We start from the raw sequence: 24,186 nt of genomic DNA, 5'->3' as shown, positions 1-24,186 counted from the left end.
CACTTCCTTTAAGTTAATTTCTTAAATCTACCTTTTAAAAAATCATCATATATATAAATTGCTTCTTTAATATTCAATTTTATTGAAGCTACACCATAGGTTATTGCGCCTGTAGTAGTAATTATACCTACTACTACAATTTTATACAATAATGAGTTTTTATCAACATATAAATACAATCCATCTTTTACCAAAGTCACCACAATAAACATTATGGTTGCAGCAAGTAAACTTTTAAGGAAAGTCACAATTATTCCTTTGATGTTTAAATAATTTAATTTTTTCATAAACTCATATATTAATAGGAAAGTTCCTATTATCATACTTACGGAGGTACTTATGGCCAGTCCAACCACACCATAGTTTTCTACAGTAGTAACATTTAGTATTATGTTTAAAACTATTACTATTAAGCTCACCTTCATGGGACTAAATACATTATTTTTTGCATAAAAAGCCTTGTTAACTAAATCTTGTATACCTAAAAATACTGCTCCTAGAGAATAACTGGCGAAAACTATTCCTGCTATTAGGGTATCCTCTTTTCCGAAGGCTCCCCTTTCATAAACAATTCCTATTACTTCATTCCTAAGAACTATAATTCCTATGGTAACAGGTATTAATATAAAGATAATTACGCCTAAGACCTTTGATACAAATTCTGAATACTCCTTGTCCTTTAACTTGATTGACATTTGAGCAAATTTAGGAAATACAACCATGCTAATTCCCAATATGGTCGTAGTGGCTATAGCCTGATACAATGTATTTCCATAGTGTATGTAAGAAACAGTTCCGTCTTTTAATAAAGAAGCATACTTTTCATCTATCAATATGTTCATTTGTATAGAAGATGCCACTATAATCATAGGAATTAATACTTTAAATACTCTTTTTATATTCTCATCTTTAAAATTTATTTTAAATCTATATTTATATCCTTCCTTTAACAAGAAAGGTACTTGTACTAAAAATTGAAACACCCATCCTACTAAGGTTATTACGGCTAAGCCCTTAACACCATATGTTTTAGATAAAAACATGAGATACAATATACTAATAATATTAGCAGGAAAACTTATTAGTGATGTGACTTTAAACATTTCTAAAGATTGAAGCATGGCCACAAACACATAGGTTATAGAAATACATATTAATATGGGATACATAATTTTAACTAGTTCAACGCTCAGATTCAATTTATTTTCATCAAACCCCGTTGCTACCACAGTCATTATTTCCCTGGAAAATATTATTCCTAAACTAGATAATATTACTGATATTAAAATAAGTATATTTAACAGATTATTTACAAATTTAAAAGCATGTTCCTTTCCCTTTTTCATCTCCCCTATAACAATTGGAATTACACCTGTTATAAGGGCACTTCCTATACTTACAAATACTATTGACGTACAATTTAAAGCTATCAAATATGCATCTGATTCTTTATTAGCTCCAAATTGGCTTCCTATCAAAGCATCCCTTAGAAACCCCATAAATTTTGCTGAGAAGCTCAGTATTATTACCATTAAAATGGTTTTTGCAGTTTTTTTATAATTGCTCATATTTTCCTCCGTCACAAGTAAAAAAAGCGCCTGAGCGCTTTTATTTAATCTCGTATGGTCCTTTTATTAATATATAAGTTTTATCTTGACCTACCACAATTCCCCTTCCATCGTCCCTTGGAAATAACAAAAGGTGATTAAGGGGCACATTTTGGCCTGTTTGTAGGTCTACTCCAGAAATCAAATCTAGCACACCACCAGAAGCACTTCCAATTGCAGTTGCACTTCCTGAACGTACAATCAACTCCGTACTTGCTCCTGCTATAATTCTCTGTCCGCTATAAGTTTCAATTACTTCAAATACAGGATATGTAGTTTGGCCACCACTATCATTTTGAGATATTTGTGATAATTTTTCATCCACATAGTATTTTAGTTGGGAATTTCTCATTTCCACATAAGTTTGTGTTACTAATGGGTCATCTTCCGATCCAGGCATGACACTATTAGCCTTACTTATGGGTGATAACAAAAACAATATACAAGTGGACATGATGATTAGTAGTACATTCTTCTTCATATGATACTCCTTTATAAAATAAGTCTAGTAAATATATATTCACTCCTTATTTTATATTTTACCACAAAAACTCTATTATTTAAAAATCTACCAGTCCAAAACTTATCATTAAAGCTTCGTCCACTTTACTCATCATATCTTCGTCAGAATGACCAATTTTTTCTCTTAACCTTTTTTTATCTATAGTCCTTACTTGTTCTAGCAAAACTACAGAATCCTTTGGGAGGCCGTATTCAGATGCATTAATTTCTATATGTGTTGGGAGCTTTGCCTTATTAATTTGTGAGGTTATAGCCGCTACAATAATTGTAGGGCTATATTTGTTTCCCACGTTATTTTGGACGACCAAAACAGGACGAACACCACCCTGTTCCGAACCTACAACAGGACTTAAATCTGCATAAAAAATATCTCCTCTTTTAATAATCACATTACTCACACTCCGCTAACTTTTCTTCATATCTCTTAAGAGCATTCATATCTAAATCCAGTCCAACTTCAGATAAAGCTAGATTCATAGCGCCCATTTCTCGGTAGCCTTTTTTCATATTTTCTCTTATTTGTATTTTCCTTCTCTCCCTAATATATAACTTCATAGCTTCTCTTATGAACTCGCTCCTATTTCTTTTTTCCATCTCCACAAGATGGTCCACCTCTTGTAGTAAGCTATTCGGTAAGCTGATCATTATACGCTTTGACTCAGCCACATCCACACCTCCTGCAGTAAGCAACATGTTTATTTTAATATTTACATTATATATAAATAATATTTACTCAAATATATACTCAATTATATAATATTCATTATAAGTGTGTCAATATGACTACTTTTTTATACTTTTTTTCACGATTTTATATGAATAACCTGATTTTCTCTTATATATACCCTAGGAACCCTCTTATTTATCATACATACAACCTCATAGTTTATAGTATCTAAACTTTGAGCAATAGTATCTACACTTATGTAATTTTTTCCTGAACTTCCTATTAATACTACTTCATCTCCTATTTTTACATTTTCAATTGAAGATACATCTACCATACATTGATCCATGCATATTCTGCCTACAACAGGAGCCAACTTACCATTTATTAATACATTCGCCTTTCCTGATAACATTCTAGTAAATCCATCTGCATATCCAATAGGTATTGTAGCAATTTTAGTTTTATCTGGGGCTTGGTATTTACGTCCATACCCTACCGTTTCTCCCTTGTCTATAACTTTAACATTACTTACTTTAGCCTTTAAGCTAAGGATGGGTTTTACATCTAATAAACTTTTTTGAATATTTTCTGATGGGTAAAGTCCATACAATATAATACCTGCTCTAACCATATCTAAATGGGTGCTATCCATATCTATTATGGCTGCACTATTAGATGTATGTTTTATTTTTATATTCACATTATTTTTCTCTAAAGTTTCTATTACATATACAAATTTATTAAATTGTTCTTTTGTAAAGGTCTTATCAGTTTCATCAGCCACTGCAAAATGAGTATATATTCCTTCTAATTCCACATGGGATAAACTATTTATTTGCAAAATATCTTCTACTGAACTTGGGGTAGGCTTAAATCCCAATCTCCCCATTCCCGTATCAATCTTAATATGCAAAATTGCTTTCTTTTCTAAATATTCCGCCATTTCATTGTAATATTTTGCTTGTTCCATATTATATATAGTTTGAGATATATTGTTATTAATAACATCGTCTGCACATTCATTAGGCGTATACCCTAATACAAGTATGGGTACCTGATCATATTTTTCTCTTAATTGTAATGCTTCTCCTAAAGTGGCTACCATTAAATAGTCAGCTCCACTTTCAAGTAGAGTATCTGCAATCTCTAATGCTCCATGACCATATCCATCGGCCTTTATAACTGCACCAACCTTAATATCCTTTGATACTCTATTTCTTATTTGCATCATATTGTACTTTAAATTGTCTAAATTAATTTCTGCCCATACGGGTCTTAGTTTAGTCAGATCCTTCATTTGTTTGTCCCCCCACACTTTTTCTTAAGTAACTTTTATTTCATCTGAAAAAAGTCATCAGATAATTTAGGATCATAGACAAACTTGCAATATTCTATATATATTCTAGTGTTGCCCTTATTATCAAACACCTCTAAATAGGCTGGTTTTAAGTTCTTTGTATGTATCCATAATCTTTCTTTTGAATAATAAGGATGATTTCCTGGTATATTAGTGTCTATAATCACATATTCCATATCATTTTTAGTTTTTCTGCCAATAGTAGAGTCTTCACTTTTAAGACAATTATCTAAAAAGTATCCCAAAAACAAATTTTTTTCCTTAGAATTTCTTTGTACCATCCAAGTTTGCTCTATTTGTGGATGATATATATAGGTCTTATTTCCATCTGAAATAGTAACCTTTCCCTTTAAATTTTCAGGTTTCATCACTTCTAGTTTATACATATTTGGTTTCTTAAACCATTGCCTTACTTCATACTTTTGAGGAGTTTTGTTCCCAATAGATGTTATTTCTATTTCACAAGAATAACGCTCCATTTTATTTAATTTTTTTTGTACACTATAAAATATGTCTTCATCTGTTTTCTTACCGCAAGCTGATAAAACTATTAATAAAATACACGCTACACATAGGACCTTCTTCATACACCCAATCACCCATAAAAATTATTAAAAGACAAAAGAGTCTTTTATAATTTTTACGTGAATTTATTCACTTATATTCTATTTTTTTTAATTAAGGGTTAAGAGTTGAGAGTTTTTATCTCTAAACCCCTAACCCTAATCTCTAAACTTATATATTTTTTATAGTAACAGCTCTTTAAATACACTTCCAATTTCATTTACTATATCTGAAGCATTTAAACTATATTCACTTAACTTTTGTGCTGCAAAATCTCCTGCTTTCCCATGAATATATACTCCACATACGGCTGCTTCGAAGGTTGATAACCCTTGACCTATTAATCCTGTAATAATTCCAGTAAGTACATCTCCACTTCCAGCTGAAGCCATACCTGGATTTCCTGTAGTATTTATGAAAACTTGCCCTTGTGGATTAACTACCATTGTTCTTGCATCCTTTAGTACTACTACACAATTTACCTTTTTAGCAAATTCAGATATTACTTGTATCTTATTCTTTTTTATATACTCTATGTCCAAATCTGTAAGCCTAGCCATTTCTCCCATATGGGGAGTCATTACGCAAGGAGATTTTATTTCTGATAAAATTTCCTTCCTTCTAGCTAAAGCATTTAGTCCATCTGCATCTATTACAATAGGAATACTAGTCCTTTCTAATATATTCCTTATTAAATCTTCAATTTCCCTACTTTTACCACAACCAGGTCCTATTCCTACCACATTACTATCTTCCATAGTCTTTATAATCTTTTCTATATCAGCTATACTAAATGTACCCGTTTTAGTTTCTGATAAGGGTACTGTTATAACTTCTGTGAGACTTGACTCTAATATGGAATTTAATCTTTGAGATATGGCTAGCCTTAGAATCCCTATACCACTTCTTAAAGCCCCTTTGCATGTTAACATGGCTGCTCCTGTCATACCTACGGATCCAGCTATTATATATCCCTTTCCATAAGTGCCTTTATGGGTATCTCCATTTCTTTTTTTAAGCTTATTTTTTATGTATTTAGGAGTAATTAGATTTCCCTTCAATCCAAATTGTTCTTCAACTTCTTTAGGAATCCCTATGTCTTTAATAAGTACATTTCCACAATAGTCCTTCCCTGGATAATATATATTTCCATACTTAGGTAAATGAAATACTACTGTCTTACTGGCTTTTATGGCACCACCACATACACTACCATCATCTGCTGAAATTCCAGAAGGAATATCTATTGATATAACTTCATTATTAGATGTGTTTATAATATCAATTACTTGCTTTATATATCCATCTACGGGACGGCTTAATCCCGTTCCAAATATGGCATCTATTATTATGGAACTTCTATTTACATGTTCTGAAAACTTCTTTAGTATATTAATAGTAGTTAAAAGTCCAATTTCTATATTAAGTTTTGATATTATATCATAGTTTATCTTTGCGTCACCCTTTATGTTAGCTGGATTTCCAAGGAGATATAAGTTTATAGGAATTCCCATATTCTTTAAATGCCTTGCTACTACAAAGCCATCTCCTCCATTATTTCCTGCCCCACAAATAATAGTAATCACTTTATTACGATATTTTTCTAAAGATTTACATATTTCCTCAACCACTTTCAGTCCTGCATTTTCCATGAGAACAACTCCTGGAATCTTATATTTATCAATGGCCATTTTATCAATATTTTTCATCTCTTCTCCACTTACAACTTTCATTACTCACACTCACTTTATTTTATTTTTTTACTCTCCAACAGCATTAGCAACTGCATATTTTTTACTATGAGATATACTTATCATTATATTACTTATTCCTAATTGTTCCTTTATTTTTTTTGCATTATTATGAAGAATGGCCTCTGGCTTCCCTAATTCATTACGAACTACTTCTATATCTTTTAGTTTGAAATTTCTCAGACCAGTTCCCAACACCTTCATTATTGCTTCCTTTGCCGCAAAATTTCCTGCTATAGTATTAGTATTGTAGTTTACCTTTTGAAAATATTCTATTTCCTTTTCAGTAAAAATTCTTTCTATAAATCTTTTGTTTCTTTCTATTGCCTCTTCAATTCTATATATTTCTATAATATCTATTCCTATACCTTTTATCAAGTCTATCACTCCTACATGATTTAATTCTCTTTATTTCAAAAAAAACCTTCTACATTACTAGTTTAACCAATTTTAGCATATTTTCAAATTTTCATACTATATGGATAGACACATTCAATACGAAAACCCAATTTATTTCTCCATAAAATTAAAAGTGTGAATTAGCTTAAACTAATTCACACTTTATAAATATTTGGTATCATACTTATTAGCTTCCTTGTGGCCAAGGGTATTATGAATATATTCATATACCTTATCTACCTTTTCCTGTAAGCTTATCTTTTCGTCTCTCATATTTCCTAATTTCTCTCTTAGTATGGTCATTTCACTTTCTAACTCTTCAACTCGTTTACTTTCTTTTTCTATACTTTTATATGCTATATAGGTACTTTCCTCTAATAATTCTAAATTATATTTTTTAATTTTCCTAGGTAAAGTCTCTAATAAAAATTGATTTTCATCTATCTGATCATTTATTTGTACCAATTGTTCCTTTATATTTTCAAGGCGTTCTACGGAACCTTCATTTTTGTTATTTATTTCATCTGAAAGTTCTAGTATGGCCTTTATAATCTGCTTCTTTTTTTTCTTAAGTAAAATGGAATTTTTCTCTGCACTCTTATGTTCATTACATAGTTCATCTAAAATTTTAGCATTTTTTTTCATGGACCTAGTCATATTATTTACAAATAATTCTTTCCAATCTTTATCATATATTAAAATTCCAATTTTATTTTTTTTAATTATTTTATCATCTAGCATTATATTTTTTGACATAACCTACCTCCGATTTTAGCTTACATTCTATAATCGGCAAAATTCATGATTTTCTTAAGGGACTATTAGCCTATTCCTAGAAAATAACTAGCCATACTAAAGTATACAAACAATGATACTGCATCTACTATAGTAGTTATAAATGGGCTTGCCATGATTGCTGGGTCTAGCTTTAAACTTCTTGCCAATATAGGTAGTGTTCCACCTACGAGTTTAGCTATTACTACTACCACTATTAAGGTTAAACATACAGTAGTTGCAATTTTTATATCTACACTTTGCAAGTAATACATCCTAATAAAATTCAGTAGTGCTAACCCTGATCCAACTAACATACTTACCCTTAATTCTTTTCCAATTACTTTAAATACATCTGACAATTCAATTTGCTCTAGAGCCATACCACGAATTACAAGAGTTGAAGATTGTGATCCAGCATTTCCACCTGTACCCATTAACATGGGCATAAAAGATGCCAATATTACTACTTTTTCTAATACATCCTGAAAATTGTTTATTATACTTCCTGTAAACATGGCAGATACCATTAATATCATAAGCCACATTATTCTTCTTTTAGCTAAAGTAAATACACTAGTATCTAAATAATTTTCTTCTGTAGGCTCCATAGCTGCCATCTTATGAAAATCTTCAGTATTTTCTTGTTCTATTACGTCTACCACATCATCTATTGTAATAATTCCCGTTAATCTATCTTCCTTATCCACAACAGGAAGAGCTATGAAATCATATTTCTTAAACACCTTAGCAATTTCTTCTTGATCATCATGAGTATATACTTTAATAGGATTTGTTACCATTATCTCTTCTACAGTTTTATTTTCATCACTGATTACAAGCTTTCTTAAAGACACTATGCCCTCTAGTTTTCTATTCGAATCCATAACATAGCATGTATATATGGTTTCCTTATCAATACCAACTCTTTTTATGAGTTCCATAGCTTGTTTTAATGTCATTTCCTTTTTAAGACCCACATACTCAATAGTCATAAGGCTTCCTGCAGAATCGGCAGGATAATTTAAAAATTGATTTATAAGCTTTCTTTCATCTTCTTTAGAATGCTTTAAAATCTTCTTTACAATACTAGCTGGCATTTCTTCTATAAAGTCTATCATATCATCAAAATACAGATCATTTACTATGTTTGCAATTTCCTTATCTGTTATAGCTCTTATAATAGCTTCTTGAGTATCATTTTCTAAATTTGAAAATACCTCTACACTCATGTCCTTAGGAAGCAACCTAAATAAAATTACTGCTTGGTCCTTCTGTAATTCCTCAATAAATTCTGCTATATCTACTGTATTTAACTTTATAATTTCTTTTCTAACTAATCCATATTTCTTATCTTCAATAAGTTCAAAAATATTTTCTTTCACAAATTAGACCCTCCTTACAAAGGAGAACCACATCCTATATTTATTGTAATGATTATGCTTCTCCTATTTCTATTGAATTTTCCATAACCCATCTGGGGGACAGGACTTGATTCCACAACCATCACCAACTTTCTCAAAATTTATCTTAATAAAAATTCTTCTTAAAAAAACATTTAAAAGTTAACTTAAAAAATAGGCTATAATAAAACAGCCCATAGTCTTTTGTATAAGTACCTTCTTATTGTCTTCACTTCTTTATTATATGCCATATTCGTCCTTATTGTCCTTACTTCTTTATTATATGCCATATTCGTCCATTTATCAAGATTTTAGAAAATCACAATAACAACATTTATATTTTGTGTAATTTTATTGAAAATATTAAATTTAAAGAATTTTTATGCATTTTTGAAATTCCCTATTGCCCTCTGTTCGTTATTGTAGTACAATTGCTTTTAATAATATGATTAAAAGTAATGATGGAGAGAAAAATACAATTCCTTTAGTTACAGAGAACCTACATTTAGCTGAGAGTAGGCGCTAAATATTGTATATAATGATCACTCCTAAACTGCTAAGCCGAATATATTAGTAGGCAAGGCCGGTATTGTGCTAAATCACATGTGCCACCGTTATAAGGCTAGAGTTAATTAATGACTTGAAGAGTTGATTTGTGTGAGCAAATTTTAAATTAGGGTGGTACCACGAAACTTACCTCGTCCCTAAGGTTGTAATTTACCTTAGAGCGGGGTTTTTTTAATTGGAAAAATTTTTAGGAGGTTATAATAATGAGAAGTAATAAAATTAAAGGTGGAGCTAAAGGAGCTCCTGCTAGATCCCTTTTTTATGGAATGGGTTATACAAGAGAAGAAATAGATAAACCCTTAATAGGTATAGTAAATGCCCAAAATGAAATAGTAGCAGGACATATGCACTTAGACGAAATAGCACGTGCTGCAAAATTAGGGGTGGCCATGGCTGGAGGTACTCCTATTGAATTTCCTGCCATAGGAATATGCGATGGTATTGCCATGGGTCACGAAGGAATGAAATACCCACTAGCAAGTCGTGAACTTATAGCTGACTCCATTGAAGCTATGGCCATGGCCCACGGTTTTGATGGACTTGTTTTAATTCCTAATTGTGACAAAATAGTTCCTGGAATGATTATGGCTGCTGCAAGACTTAATATTCCATCAGTAGTTATAAGTGGTGGTCCCATGTGGGCTGGAAAATACAAAGGGGAAAATCTTGACTTTAGTTCTGTAATAGAAAGGGTAGGAACTTATAAAAATAATGAAATATCTATGGAAGAATTAGAAGAATACGCTAAACGGGCTTGTCCTGGATGTGGTTCTTGTTCTGGTTTATTCACTGCTAATAGTATGAATTGTTTAACAGAAGTACTTGGCATGGGACTTCCTTTTAACGGTACTGCCATGGCCCACTCTGGTGAAAGAATTCAATTGGCTAAATATGCAGGCATGAAAGTAATGGAATGTGTAGAGAAGAACTTAAAGCCTCTTGATATACTTACTCTAGATGCTTTTAAAAATGCCATTACTGTAGATATGGCCATGGCTGGTTCTTCTAACACGGTACTACACTTACCAGCTATAGCCCATGAGGCAGGAATAAAGCTTCCACTAGATTTATTTGATGAGATAAGTAAAGTAACTCCTTATATAACAAAATTAAGCCCAAGTGGTCCCCATCATATTGAGGATTTGCACAGAGCCGGTGGTATTCCTTCCGTTATGAATGAATTAACTAAACTAAATCTTATTAATGAAGATTGTATGACAGTTACAAACTATGCAGTTGGGGAAAATATAAAAACTACTACAGTACTAGATCATAATATAATAAGACCTATAGATAATCCTTATAGAAATAGGGGTGGACTTGCTATCTTAACAGGAAACCTAGCAATGGATGGTGCTGTAGTTAAGGAATCTGCCGTGGCAGAGGAGATGCTAATTCATAGTGGTCCTGCTAAGGTGTATAACTCCGAGGAAGAGGCAGTAGAGGCCATATTCAATAATCAAATTAAAAAGGGTGATGTGGTAGTTATTAGATACGAAGGACCTAAGGGTGGCCCTGGTATGAGAGAAATGTTGTCTCCTACTTCGGCTATTGCTGGAATGGGTCTAGATAAGGATGTGGCCTTACTTACAGATGGAAGATTTTCAGGAGCCACTCGTGGTGCTGCCATAGGTCATGTATCTCCAGAAGCCATGGAAGGTGGAGTAATTGGCCTTATTAAAAACGGTGATATTATCAATATAGATATACCTAATAAAATTTTAGAAGTGGCTTTAACAGATGAAGAATTAGAAGAAAGAAGAAAATCCCATGTAAGACCTGAGCCTAAAGTTACTAAAGGATATTTAGCAAGATACGCAAAATTAGTTACATCAGCAAGCACTGGAGCAGTTCTTAAGTAAGATTTAGCTTCATCATAATTATATATACAAAAAGATGATAATGAAATTTCATTATCATCTTTTATTATTTCTCTCCTATTTTCTCACCCATAAATACACTTGTTTCTATTCCCGCTTTAGAATTCTTAACTATGTCAGGGTCTATTTTAACCATCCCCTTTTGTAGGAACATGACTACAGTAGATCCACCAAACTTAAAATATCCCTTTTCATCACCCTTTTTAACCTCTGTATATTCATTAAAGGTTTGAATTATACTTCCTACACAAGTGGCTCCCACATCTACAAAGGCCACTTGACCAAAGTTTTTGGAATCAAACATGGTAACATGTCTTTTATTTCTACAATAAAGACTAATTACTTCCTTTAATGCAATGGGATTTACTGAGTAATAATCACCCTTTATCCTTTTCACATCCCTAGGAATTCCATCATCTACAAAGTGAAATCTGTGATAATCATTTGGAGCTAATCTCACAACTACACATGTACCTCCGTTGTATAATTTAGCTTCATTTTCATCGTCAAATAAATCCTGTAGTTTATATAAAAATCCCTTAACTTGAATTACTTTCTCCACATGAATGTTCTCATAAGCTAGTACTTTTCCATCAGCTGGTGAAATTAATGCCTTTTCAGACCTATCTATTTTTCTACTTTCACTTTTTAACTTTCTAGTAAAAAAATCATTAAAGGAGGTATACTCTGATACATCTTCCCTTTCAGCTTCACTCATATCAATGTTAAAATCCCTTACAAAATCCTGTATTTTCTTTTTACTATTAGATAAATCTTGTAATTTTCCATATAAACTTGAGAAAAACTTTCTTTTTACAATTAACTCTAATAGACTTTTTCCTACAGATGTATTATATGTCCAAACTATAAACTTGCTTCCTGCAACCTTTTCTTTTACCTTTTTCCCCGTTTTTCTATCTATATAGTAACTCATCTTCTTGCTCCTTTTTAGTTTAATTAAGCCCATTAATTATTATCTCTTTTACCTTTATAAAAATCAACTAATAGATTATTAAATTTTTCTAAAAATCTATTAAGGGTCACCATTCTAACTAAAAAAACTATTTTCATCTTATAAGAATAAAGTTTCGAATTTTATCTAAATCCTTAATTCTGTGCATACTAGCTATCTACTTAAGTAATCATGATTACTAGCTTGCGTATACTAATTTAATATTTCAGTATACTGAAATATTAAATTGAAAAAATAATTGTTTTATGAAAATTCTAAATTGAAGTCACTTTTCCGCAAAATATGTAATTGACTCTTAGACTCCAGTATGTTAAATTTTAATTGGACGAGGTTGATATTTTTTTCTCAAGATGCAATCTCGATTTAATATCATTCCCAAAAAGGAGATGTAAAATCATGTCAGTTGTTGAACAAGTTTTAGAGCAAGTTAAAAAAAGAAATCCAGGTGAAGCTGAATTTCACCAAGCAGTAGAAGAAGTTCTTCGTTCGTTAGAACCTGCTATTGAAAAGCACCCTGAGTTTGTTGAAGCAGGAATTATCGACAGATTAGTTGAACCTGAAAGAGTTATTATGTTCAGAGTACCTTGGGTTGATGACAGTGGTAAGCCTCAAGTTAATAGAGGATTCAGAGTACAATTTAACAGTGCAATCGGACCTTACAAAGGAGGACTTAGATTCCATCCTTCTGTATACTTAGGAATTATTAAATTCTTAGGATTCGAGCAAATCTTTAAAAATTCATTAACTGGTCTTCCAATTGGTGGAGGTAAAGGTGGATCTGACTTTGATCCTAAAGGAAAATCTGATGCTGAGATCATGAGATTCTGTCAAAGTTTCATGACTGAGCTTTATAGACATATTGGACAAGATTTAGACGTTCCAGCTGGAGATATTGGTGTTGGAGCTAGAGAAATTGGATACATGTTCGGACAATTCAAGAGAGTTAAGAACCAATACGAAGCTGGAGTACTTACAGGAAAAGGTTTAACTTATGGTGGATCTTTAGTAAGAAAAGAAGCTACTGGATATGGACTTATCTACTTTGTAAGAGAAATGTTAGCAGCTCATAACACTTCTTTCGAAGGTAAATCTGTTGTAATTTCTGGTGCTGGTAACGTTGCTATCTACGCATGCGAAAAAGTTACTCAATATGGAGCTAAAGTTATCGCTATGTGTGACTCTTCTGGATACATAGTTGATGAAAACGGTATCAACTTAGATACTATTAAGCAAATCAAAGAAGTAGAAAGAAAGAGAATTAAAGAGTACGTTAACCACCATCCAGAAGCTAAGTACTTTGAAGGACAACAAGGAATCTGGGGTGTTAAGTGTGACATCGCTCTTCCATCTGCAACTCAAAATGATATTAACTTAGAAACTGCTAAGAAATTAGTTGACAACGGAGTTCTAGCTGTTGGAGAAGGTGCTAACATGCCTTGTACAAACGAAGCTTTAGAATATTTCTTAGAAAATGGAGTATTAGTTGGACCTGCTAAGGCTGCAAATGCTGGTGGAGTTGCTACTTCTGCTCTTGAAATGTCTCAAAACAGCATGAGACTTTCTTGGACATTCGAAGAAGTTGACGCTAAGTTAGACCAAATCATGGTTAACATCTTTGCTGCTGCTCAAAAGGCTGCTAAGGAATACGGTATGGAAGGTAACTATGTTGCTGGAGCAAACATTGCTGGTTTCTTAAAAGTTGCTGAAGCTATGAAGGCTCACGGAATCGTTTAATAACATAAATTTTAAGGAGTAACCAAATGGTTACTCCTTTTTTAATCCATATATGAAAAATTTCTACTTATTATTTTTCTACCTCTCCAACTAAAGGCTCTATTCCCATATTCTCTTTTAAAACCTTTATTAGACATGTTCTCTATTTCCCCTTTGTCTAAACTAGTAAGTAAATCTTCCTTAAACTCTATAATATTAGTTTTTGCTACATTTTTGTTGTGAGGACAAACTTGCTGACATACATCACAACCAAATACCTTTTTTGCCTTTTTCACTTTTTCAATCTCATCCACCCTTAACTCTTCCTTTTTCTGAGTTAAATAGGATACACATTTCTTAGCATCCATATTAAAGTCATCATACAGGGCTTTTCCTGGACAAGCTTCTATGCATTCTCCACATCTTAAACAAGTCTTATTTAATGGTGTATCTTCTTTAAAGGGATAATTATTAATAATATATCCAATAAATGTATATGTCCCATATTTATCATTTATTAAACTTTGATTTAATCCAAAAAATCCCAAACCCGCCATATAAGCTAAATACCTATCTGCTAGAGGTCCTGTGTCAGTAAAGGCTTCATACTTAAATCCTTCTATTTCACTACTCAAGTAACTTCCTATTTGATTTAGCTTTTCTTTAACTACCATATGATAATCCTTACCATAGGTATAATTAGAAATGTTGCTGTTTATATCCTTTATGTAATAGGGAAAAAGACAAACTATAATGGACCTACAATCATCCATAATAAGTTTAGGATCTATTCTCTTTTCTATATCCCCTTCTTCCATTCCACTTAACCAATTATTTTCTTCTCTTTTTTTGATTATATCCTTTAATTCATTATAAGGTCTTATTGGAGCAATACCCACATATTCTATTCCAATATTATTACAATATTTTTTTAATTTTTCTTTCATTTCTCACTATCCTATTCTAATTTCTTCGTCTAAATAAAAGGAATATATTATTTTTTCTTTCACCCTTTTATTTAGAATTCCCTCAAGGGCTTTTTCATAAAGATCTAATTGGGGCTTATATTTCATAATTATTTCCTTATTACTTTCTTTTACATAGTCACTTTTATAATCAAGTAAAACTAATCCATCATCCTCTTCAAAATAACAGTCTACAATTCCCTGAATAAGCATGTCCTCTTCACTTGTACTATTTGGAATTATATCCTTAGCCTTCATCACAAGATTGAATGGAACTTCCTTGTAAATAACATTAGCATCTCGAGCCCTTTTACCTATATTAGATTTAAAGAAATTCCATATTTTATTTGAATCCAATATACTAGCTTCTTCTTTAGTTAATAACTCCTTATTTGCCATTTCTTCTATAGCATTATTTATGTATTCTATAGAGTCTACCCTTTTAAAATCTAAATATTCCATCAAGGAGTGAATTATAACTCCCTTTTGAGCTCCTGAAAAAGCACTTTTACTTTCCATAAATTTAGGTTTTTTAACTAATGTGGGTATATGTATGTGCTCTATCCCCTTCATTGCCACCCTCTTTATTTCACTTACCGATAGCTTGGATGGTATCTTACTCTCACTTTTATATTGATATACCCAGTCTAATTTATGATCTATGACAGCCTTCATGGCAGCTTCCTTCTTCTCGTATTCTCTGATTTTTTCTAATAGTACCTTTTTTTGCTCTTCCTTATTCTTTTCTTCTATTTCCACATGCTTCTTGCTAAGTAAATTAACTTTCCATTTAGATTCATCATCTATTATATTTACTTCCATATTTTCTCTTAAATTTTCTAGTTCCCTATGGCGAAGAAGAAGTGGACCTATCCAATCCATATAAGTATGGGACCTTAACAAATTAGATACATTTTGAGATTTTTTCCATTTCTTGAGGGTTCTTTCCAAATCGTTTATGCCTCCAACTAGAATTAATTTATCTTTAGCCCTAGTTAAAGCAACATATAAGACTCTCATCTCTTCTGATAAACTTTCCCTTTTAATTCTGTTTTTCATGGCTATTTTAGCAATAGTATCCATTTCAATTCTCATTTTAGGTTCCACATATTTAGGTCCTAAGCCTAAATCCTTATGAAGTAATAAGGGATTATTAGTATCTCTTAAATTAAACCTCTTTCCCATGGCCCCCACAAATACTACTGGAAACTCAAGACCTTTACTTTTATGTATACTCATTATTCTAACCACATTATCATTTTCACCTAATGATTTTGCCTCCCCTAAGTCGCCACTGCTATTTTTTAATTTATCTATATACTTAATGAAATTAAACAAACCCTTAATTGCTGTATGCTCAAATTGTTTTGCCTTGTCTATTAGTAATCTTAAATTAGCTTGCCTTTGAATTCCCCTAGGCATGGAACCTATATAATTATAATAATTAGTATTTATGTATAGTTTATCTATAAATTTATCTATGGGAATATACACGGCTTCCTTCTTCCAATTGTTTAATTTACTCATAAATTCTCTAGACTTTTCACTTAAATCATCTTTATTATTCTGTACATAAGAATTCACTGCATGAAAAAAAGTTCCACTTTTATTTTCTATCCTTATTTTTATAAGTTCTTCTATACTAAATTTTCCAATCGGTGATTTCATAACACTAATAAGTGGAATGTCCTGCCTTTTATTATCTATTACTTTTAAGAAATTCATAAACAAATCTATCTCTAGAGTCTCGAAATAACCACTGTTAGTATCTGCATAAACAGGTATACCCTCTTCCATTAAAACTTCCATATAGGAAGTTGCCCAATTCCTTGTAGTCCTAAGTAGTATAACCATATCATTATATTGAACTTTTCTATATTCTTCTCTCTTATAATCATATATTTCTTTGTTTAGTAATTCCTTTATTCTTTTTGCTACAATCTTAGCTTCAATTTGTGTATATTCTAATTCTTCCACTTCATCTATTATTTCTTCACTAGATTTTTTATCTATTAAATTTACTTCTATTTCAGCCTCATCTATAGGTTTCTTTTCAAACCCTTCATAAAGGTAGGCTCCTTCATCATAATCTATTTCTCCTAATACTTTGCTCATTATGTTTTTAAATATGTAATTTATTCCGTCTATTACTTCTTTTCTACTTCTAAAATTTTTACTTAAATCTATTCTCCTATTTAAACTATCCTGTTCCCTATTAAAACTCTCATATTTACTTATGAACAAAGATGGATCTGCCAATCTGAATCTATATATACTTTGCTTTACATCTCCTACCATGAACATATTGTCCTCTCGCTTTATGAAATTAATGAGAGTTTCTTGAACTATATTACTATCTTGATATTCGTCTACAAATATATATTCAAACCTTTTCTCATATTCTTTAGCCACTTCCCTGTTAGATAAAATTTCAAGGGCATAATGTTCTAAATCGTTAAAATCTACAATACCCTTTTCATTCTTCTTTTCTTTATATAGTTTCTCAAAATCACATACAATATCACATAAATATGTCATGTATGGATGTAGTTCCTTTAGGTTTTGTACAAATTCCTTTGGACTTTTATTTAAAATATTCTTTCTTATGTCATCTATTATATCTTTCCCCTGTTGTCTAATATCCTTAAACTCTTCCTTTAAATTATCATCCACATCTTTACTCACTCGTCCCAACCTCTTATAGGATACACTACTTAGTATTTTATAAAAGTAATCTAGATCTATCTTAGAAGCTTCTATGAGTTCATCCACTAGTCTTATATCACTATTTGCAGCCTCTTCATATGCAATGGGACCAAATGGTTTATTGCATATGTCCTTTGCCTCTAAAAACATTTCACGTGCTCCAGATAAACCAATATTTATCTGGTTTATAATTTCTTTATACCAACTATTTTCATATATATTTTCCATGTCTAAATCAAATTCTGAAACCTTATTCCTTAACCACTCTTCTGGATAAGGTTGACTTTGAATAAATTCATATAAAGTAAGTACTATTTCTTGTAGTGGTACATCCTCCCTGTTTCCTCCAAAACGCTCTACTAGGCCTACAAATTCATTATTCTCCTTTTTGTATTCTTCCTCGAATACTTCTTCTAGGGCCTCCATTTTCATAATATTGGTTTCTGTAATATCTCCTATTCTAAAATTAGGGTCTATATTAATTAAATGAAAATACTTCCTTACTACTTCTATACAAAAGGAGTGTATAGTACTTATGGAAGCCTTATTAAGTAATGTTATTTGTCTTCTCAAATGTTTATCATTAGAATCTGACTTTTCTAGTTCTTTACTTATGGCATTACCTATCCTTTCACGCATTTCCCCTGCTGCTGCATTAGTAAAAGTAACTATTAACAATTTATTTATATCTATTTTATCCTTAGTTATTAATTTTATTATTCGCTCCACTAACACAGCAGTCTTTCCAGAACCAGCAGCTGCTGATATTAGTAAATTACTTTTTCTTGCGTCTATGGCCTCTTGCTGATCTTTTGTCCACATAACCACTCTTCTCATCTCCTTATTTATAACTATTAAATAAAGTTCTAAAATATCATATGAATATATCCTTCCCTATATATTTTATCGCATCTTTTAATATTCATCTAATTAATATTAAAATTAATGATTTTTTATGGACCAAATTCCATGAAGAATACATTTTTTCCCTTAAAATGATTAAAAATACAAAATTCAGAAATAAAAAATTCATTATTTTAAATTTTTTATTTTTAATTTTTCCACAGCTCAAACCCTGATTTTCACTTGATTTTTTAGAATTTATATCATTTGTCCTATTGTAGTACATTTAGAATTTTTTCAAAATTCTTTATTTAATACCTAGAAATTATTCACATTTGATGGTACAATAAAGTCACTGACAAATATATTTTTTATCTATTCCAAATAAGAAACACCATATCTAAGAAACACTCTTACAAAAACACATTTCGAAATACCTTTTATTTTTTAATTATTTTTTTTAGGATGAATTAGCAAAAGAACGGCAATACTAAAAGAAAGTCAACCACGTTTTATTCAGTAATCTTATATTACTGTTTAATAAATTTTATTAAAGGGGGAGACATAATATGGCTCAAATAGTAGATGCTCTGAATGGTCTCGTTTGGAGTAAAGCACTAATTTATTTATGTTTAGGCGTTGGTCTATATTTTTCTTTTGCAATGCGCTTTTTACAAGTGCGACACATTAAAGAAATGGTTAAACTTTTAATGGATGGTGGAGATTCTGAAAAGGGTATATCTTCATTCCAAGCATTAGCAGTTTCTGTTTCCGGACGTGTTGGTACAGGTAACATCGCTGGGGTTGCTACTGCAATCGCACTTGGTGGGCCTGGTGCAGTATTTTGGATGTGGGCAATCGCTTTCCTAGGTGCTGGTTCAGCTTACGTTGAATCTGCATTAGCACAAATTTACAAGATAGAGCAAGATGGAGAATACCGTGGAGGTCCTGCTTATTACTTCGAAAGAGGTTTAGGAATGAAATGGTATGGAATTACTTTCGCCATTGCAACAATAATAGCAATGCTATTATTACCAGGCGTTCAATCTAACTCTATAGCTGCTGGTTTAGATAATGCATTTGGTGTTAGTCCTGCAATAACTGGTGGTGGATTAGTAGTTGTTTTAGCTATAATCGTATTTGGTGGAGTTAAGCGTATAGGTAAAGTTGCTGAAATCGTTGTGCCATTTATGGCTGTAGCTTATATTTTAGTTGCACTTATAATTGTTTTTATGAACATAAGCGAATTACCAAGAGTTTTCATGTTAATCGTAAGAAGTGCCTTTGCTGCTGACGCTGCATTTGGTGGTATCATAGGTATGGCAATTACTTGGGGTGTAAAGCGTGGTATTTACTCAAACGAAGCTGGTCAAGGTACTGGACCACAAGCGGCGGCTGCTGCAGAAGTTTCTCACCCTGCTAAGCAAGGTTTAGTTCAAGCATTCTCTGTATATATTGATACATTATTCGTATGTTCTGCAACTGCATTTATGATCCTAATCACAGGTACGTATAACGTTGAAAATCCTGCTGGTGGATATATTGTAGAAAATATGCCTGGAGTAGCTATAGGTCCTGCTTATACTCAAGCAGCAGTTGAATCTATGTTCCCTGGATTTGGTAGTGCATTTGTTGCAATCTCACTATTATTCTTTGCATTCACTACTTTAATGGCTTACTACTACATTGGTGAAACTAATGCTGCATACTTAAATGTAAAGGGCGACAAACCTTGGTTACTTACTGGATTCAGAGTTTTACTATTAGGAGCTACTTTCTATGGAGCTGTTAAGACTGCTGGTCTAGCTTGGGGACTTGGAGATTTAGGTGTTGGTATCATGGCATGGTTAAACATAGTTGGTATTATCATGTTAAGAAAGCCTGCATTCGCTTCCTTAAAGGATTACGAAGAGCAAAAGGCTGCTGGAAAAGACCCTGTTTTCGATCCTAAGAAATTAGGAATTGAAAATGCAACTTTCTGGGAAAAAAGAGTTGCAAAAGCTAAAAAATTAGATAAATAAATAGATAGATAAATAAAAATAAAGATTATTGAAATTAGGATGAGTAAAAATTAGGTTAAATAATGTTAAATAATTAGGCTGTGTCATAGACACAGCCTTTATTAATTCTCTTCTTTTATTTTTCTAATAACTTCATCATTAGATAATTTTTTTATATTTTTATAACTATTATCATCAAAAGCCGTATCAAATTCACATATGGTTGAATATAGACAATAATCACAGGCAGTCTTAGTTCCATTTTTGCAAGGTAGTATTTCTATATTTCCCTTCATCATTTCATAACTTATTTCTTTAACCAGATTTTTCACATGTTTTATTAAATCTTTAAAAGTTTCCTCATCTACAGCAGATGATCTTCCATCCACTTCTCCCTTTTTACTCAATCTAACGGGAAGAATTTCTGAGTAGCCATCTATATTTTTATCCATTTGCCTTATAATATTTACATCCTTTAAAACTAATCCCTTCATTTTTAACTTTTTCTTAATTTCCTTCTCTATTACTTCCTTAACCTTTTCATCTGTTTTAATTAAAGGATCATCAATCTTAAAGTAGAACATTCCAGCAGGTTTTTTATGGTCTTGATTTTTAAGTATGGCCTCTAAATATATTATCAACTGCAATTGAATACCATTATATACATCTGATAAACTAAATTCCTTATTTCCAGACTTATAATCTATAATTTTAATATACTCATCATCTTCATCCTTCAAAATATCTACCCTATCTATTCTACCCTCTAAATATATTTTTTCACCTGTTGGTAACTCAATCTCAATGGGAGGATATTTTTTATTTATACCAAAGGCCACCTCATATTCCTCTGGACTAAATCCACCTTCCCTTAGATGATCTGTCAAAGTCCAAATAGCTCTTTTACTAATTCGTTTTAATTTCTTAACTAAATACTTATATCTATTAGAACTTAACATAATTCCATCCCTATACTTAGGAATTATATCATCTATTACTGTTTCTATAATTGCTCCACTTTCTTCTTCATTTAATAGCTTCCAATCTATAGAATCATTTTTCAATTTGTCTGTAAATTTTTCCATAGATTGATGAAATAATTCTCCCACATCTGGACTTTTCACTTCAAAAATTTTTCTTTCCTCTGGTCTTAATCCATATCTTATAAAATGGGAAAAGGGACAATTTACAAATTTCTCCAATCTAGATACACTAGCATGGATTGGTACATTATAAAGACTCTTTGCGTCCTTTTCATCTATATAATTTTCTTTATTTTTATAAAATAATCCCCTTATTACTTCTTCACTCAAATCTTTCCATTCTGGCCTATTCTTATACCAGTTATACACATAAAACCAGGTCTCGCTCATTTCATTTCCATCCACATAGTTTCTCAAGTTTTCTACCAAATACTTAAAGGTACTATTGGGCCTAGTCACTAAATTTAGATTTAAATCCTCATAGGCTATGTCACTTTTTTCTACTATCTGTGGAAATATCTTTTTAATTCTATCTATTAATATGGATGGTCTTAAGGCCTTCCCTTCCGCATTGGCTAGAGGGTAACTTATCCATAAATATTCCATAGGTTTTACAAAGGACGAATATATGGTAAATCTCTCTTCTAGGGATTTTTTGTTATCATCATAATAAATAGGTATGTCCATCTCCCTCATGAAAATTCTCTCTTCACTGGAAAGTATCTTGTCATCCTCTCTTTTCTTAGGTAAGATACCATCATTTACACCTACTACAAATAGTGCTTTTATATCATGACTTTTAGACCTAGATATATTACCTATTAAAACTTGATCTATGGTTGTAGGTATTATTCCTACTTCTGTAGCCTCAAATCCCGATTCTAATATTTTTATAAAATCCTTTAAACTCATCTTTTGAGTTCCCAATATTTCCACTAGTTGATCTAGTGTTTCCATTACAATATTCCATATTTGAGTATTTTCATTCATATATTCATAGAGATTTTTATCCTTTAGGTAGTCTATAAACCCTTGGAACTTTTCAAATACTTGGGCCTTTTCTAAGAACTTATAAACCCCCTTAGTTATGGTTTCTACCGTCTTTTTACCTTTAAATTTTTCTTCTAAAAATCCCAAGTCCTCTACTATGTTTTTTCTAATTTTATTTAATAGTTCTAAATCATATTCATTTTCTCCATATTTAAAGGGAAACTTCCATCCATCTCCCCTTATGCCATACTTTAGTGCATAGTTTTCTATTAATTCACCTTCTTCTACTGAAATTTTAGTGAATCCAGTTTTTATATATCTAAACATATCTTCATATCTATAATTTCTCTGTATAACAAGTAAGGCTGATAATATGAACTCTATTATGGGATTATTCATTATTTTTCTTTTTTTATCTAAGAATATGGGAATGTCGTATTCTTTAAATATCCTTTCAATGATTCTAGAATACCTATCCATATCATTTGATACCACTGCCATATCCCTTAATCTATATTTTTTATCCCTTATGAGCTCTATAATTTTACTAGCCACATATTCAATTTCAACATAAATATTGCTTCCATGAAATATATCTAAATTTTTTACTTCCTTTTTATAGGTTTTATAGGGATATGCATATATATTTTTTTCTAAATGGTTTATTTCCTCTGATTTTTCTAAATAATCAAGTCTTTGACTATCTAAATTTATTCTATTTATATAGGACATATAGCCTTCATCTTCTATAATTCTTATTACTCTCCTATAGTTATCTTCACACAAAGTAAATATATCCTTATCATTTCCATCTCCCATAGGAAAAGTTATGGTCACACTATCCACTTTATTAATTATTTTTCTTATGATTTCATTCATTTGAATAGTGAAATTTGAAAATCCATCTATCCATACATGGGCATTTTCAAGGAAAGTTCCTTCTCCAATTTTTTCTATTAATAAATTTAAGAAATTTTCCGTATCTATATATTTCCCCTCTAAATAATCTTCAAAGTTTTCATATATTAAAGATATATCTTGAAGTTTTTGAGAAATAATAATATTTTCATCCTTATGTTCTAATTCCTTATTAAGATCCCTAGGCATAATATTATTTTGCTTAAATTCTCCTATAAGTTCATTTATCATATTAATAAATCCATCTTGAGTAGAACTTTTTTTATAAATGGTCAAATTTTTATTATTCTCTAGGACTATTTTTTTCAAAATCATATTTTTCCCTAAATCATTTATAAAGGTTCTAGTTATTCCTCCAGCTTCACTTAAAATCTTATGGGCAAGTCTAGTAAAACTAAGTACTTCTATATTAATAATTCCCTTTAAGTTTAACTTTTCTATTAAGTCCTTTTCCGTCTCTAGGGTAAATTGTTCCGGAACTATTAATATTAACTTTTCTTCTCCCCTTTTTAACTTATCTAATATATCTCTAAAAACAAAATCTGTCTTTCCATATCCAGCTCTCGATGTTATTAATTTTATTTCCTTTGGCATAGAATCA

17 protein-coding genes and 1 other annotated feature are annotated in these 24,186 nt (G+C 31.2%); of the genes, 3 read left to right on the top strand and 14 right to left on the bottom strand.

What is annotated here, in order from left to right; genetic code table 11:
- Positions 1-8: 8 nt before the first annotated feature.
- The 10 genes from murJ to mgtE form a co-directional block, all read right to left on the bottom strand.
- Positions 9-1,568, bottom strand: coding sequence for a murein biosynthesis integral membrane protein MurJ (gene murJ / locus CCE28_RS13900; protein WP_095134337.1), 1,560 nt, complete (start codon positions 1,566-1,568; stop codon positions 9-11).
- Positions 1,569-1,608: 40 nt separating this feature from the next.
- Entirely contained in the window at positions 1,609-2,088 is a 480-nt protein-coding gene (locus tag CCE28_RS13895; protein ID WP_095134336.1) for a hypothetical protein, read from the bottom strand.
- Between the two features lie 79 nt (positions 2,089-2,167).
- Complete coding sequence (locus tag CCE28_RS13890; protein ID WP_456297861.1) at positions 2,168-2,527, bottom strand: type II toxin-antitoxin system PemK/MazF family toxin; 360 nt, start codon at positions 2,525-2,527, stop codon at positions 2,168-2,170.
- Entirely contained in the window at positions 2,520-2,795 is a 276-nt protein-coding gene (locus CCE28_RS13885; protein ID WP_095134334.1) for a CopG family ribbon-helix-helix protein, read from the bottom strand. Before CCE28_RS13885 ends, CCE28_RS13890 begins: the two co-directional genes overlap by 8 nt.
- Positions 2,796-2,932: 137 nt before the next feature.
- Positions 2,933-4,096, bottom strand: coding sequence for an alanine racemase (gene alr / locus CCE28_RS13880; RefSeq protein ID WP_095134333.1), 1,164 nt, complete (start codon positions 4,094-4,096; stop codon positions 2,933-2,935).
- Positions 4,097-4,131: 35 nt separating this feature from the next.
- Complete coding sequence (locus CCE28_RS13875; protein ID WP_095134332.1) at positions 4,132-4,743, bottom strand: LolA family protein; 612 nt, start codon at positions 4,741-4,743, stop codon at positions 4,132-4,134.
- A 159-nt stretch (positions 4,744-4,902) separates the two neighbouring features.
- Positions 4,903-6,453, bottom strand: a complete 1,551-nt coding sequence (locus tag CCE28_RS13870; RefSeq protein ID WP_095134331.1) for an NAD(P)H-hydrate dehydratase — start codon at positions 6,451-6,453, stop codon at positions 4,903-4,905.
- Positions 6,454-6,480: 27 nt separating this feature from the next.
- A complete protein-coding gene (acpS, locus tag CCE28_RS13865; protein ID WP_095134330.1) occupies positions 6,481-6,849 on the bottom strand; it encodes a holo-ACP synthase in 369 nt (122 codons plus the stop codon).
- Positions 6,850-7,032: 183 nt separating this feature from the next.
- Positions 7,033-7,626, bottom strand: coding sequence for a hypothetical protein (locus CCE28_RS13860; protein ID WP_095134329.1), 594 nt, complete (start codon positions 7,624-7,626; stop codon positions 7,033-7,035).
- A 65-nt stretch (positions 7,627-7,691) separates the two neighbouring features.
- A complete protein-coding gene (gene mgtE / locus CCE28_RS13855; RefSeq protein ID WP_095134328.1) occupies positions 7,692-9,029 on the bottom strand; it encodes a magnesium transporter in 1,338 nt (445 codons plus the stop codon).
- A 467-nt stretch (positions 9,030-9,496) separates the two neighbouring features.
- Positions 9,497-9,756 (top strand) — a binding site (T-box leader).
- Between the two features lie 61 nt (positions 9,757-9,817).
- On the opposite strand from mgtE, the gene ilvD reads away from it, so the two are divergent.
- Positions 9,818-11,476, top strand: a complete 1,659-nt coding sequence (gene ilvD, locus CCE28_RS13850) for a dihydroxy-acid dehydratase (protein WP_095134327.1) — start codon at positions 9,818-9,820, stop codon at positions 11,474-11,476.
- A 64-nt stretch (positions 11,477-11,540) separates the two neighbouring features.
- Here the strand turns inward: ilvD and CCE28_RS13845 are convergent, their stop codons facing one another.
- Positions 11,541-12,428: a phosphatidylserine decarboxylase gene (locus CCE28_RS13845; RefSeq protein ID WP_095134326.1), complete on the bottom strand. Its 888-nt coding sequence runs from the start codon at positions 12,426-12,428 to the stop codon at positions 11,541-11,543.
- 435 nt (positions 12,429-12,863) lie between these two features.
- On the opposite strand from CCE28_RS13845, the gene gdhA reads away from it, so the two are divergent.
- Positions 12,864-14,201 (top strand): NADP-specific glutamate dehydrogenase, encoded by a 1,338-nt coding sequence (gene gdhA, locus CCE28_RS13840; RefSeq protein ID WP_095134325.1) that lies wholly within the window; start codon positions 12,864-12,866, stop codon positions 14,199-14,201.
- A 41-nt stretch (positions 14,202-14,242) separates the two neighbouring features.
- Here gdhA and queG read toward each other — a convergent pair whose 3' ends face one another.
- Both queG and addA read right to left on the bottom strand, forming a co-directional pair.
- Positions 14,243-15,127, bottom strand: coding sequence for a tRNA epoxyqueuosine(34) reductase QueG (gene queG, locus CCE28_RS13835; protein ID WP_095134324.1), 885 nt, complete (start codon positions 15,125-15,127; stop codon positions 14,243-14,245).
- Between the two features lie 6 nt (positions 15,128-15,133).
- Entirely contained in the window at positions 15,134-18,673 is a 3,540-nt protein-coding gene (gene addA / locus CCE28_RS13830; RefSeq protein ID WP_242972983.1) for a helicase-exonuclease AddAB subunit AddA, read from the bottom strand.
- 590 nt (positions 18,674-19,263) lie between these two features.
- Between addA and CCE28_RS13825 the strand changes: the two genes are divergently transcribed.
- Positions 19,264-20,715, top strand: a complete 1,452-nt coding sequence (locus tag CCE28_RS13825; protein WP_095134322.1) for an alanine/glycine:cation symporter family protein — start codon at positions 19,264-19,266, stop codon at positions 20,713-20,715.
- Positions 20,716-20,816: 101 nt separating this feature from the next.
- Here CCE28_RS13825 and addB read toward each other — a convergent pair whose 3' ends face one another.
- Positions 20,817-24,179 (bottom strand): helicase-exonuclease AddAB subunit AddB, encoded by a 3,363-nt coding sequence (addB, locus tag CCE28_RS13820; RefSeq protein ID WP_095134321.1) that lies wholly within the window; start codon positions 24,177-24,179, stop codon positions 20,817-20,819.
- Positions 24,180-24,186: the final 7 nt, after the last annotated feature.

Origin of the sequence: Anaeromicrobium sediminis, from assembly GCF_002270055.1 — a bacterium.
Classification (GTDB): Bacteria; Bacillota; Clostridia; order Peptostreptococcales; family Thermotaleaceae; genus Anaeromicrobium; species Anaeromicrobium sediminis.
This window is presented reverse-complemented; position numbering and strand designations above follow the sequence as displayed.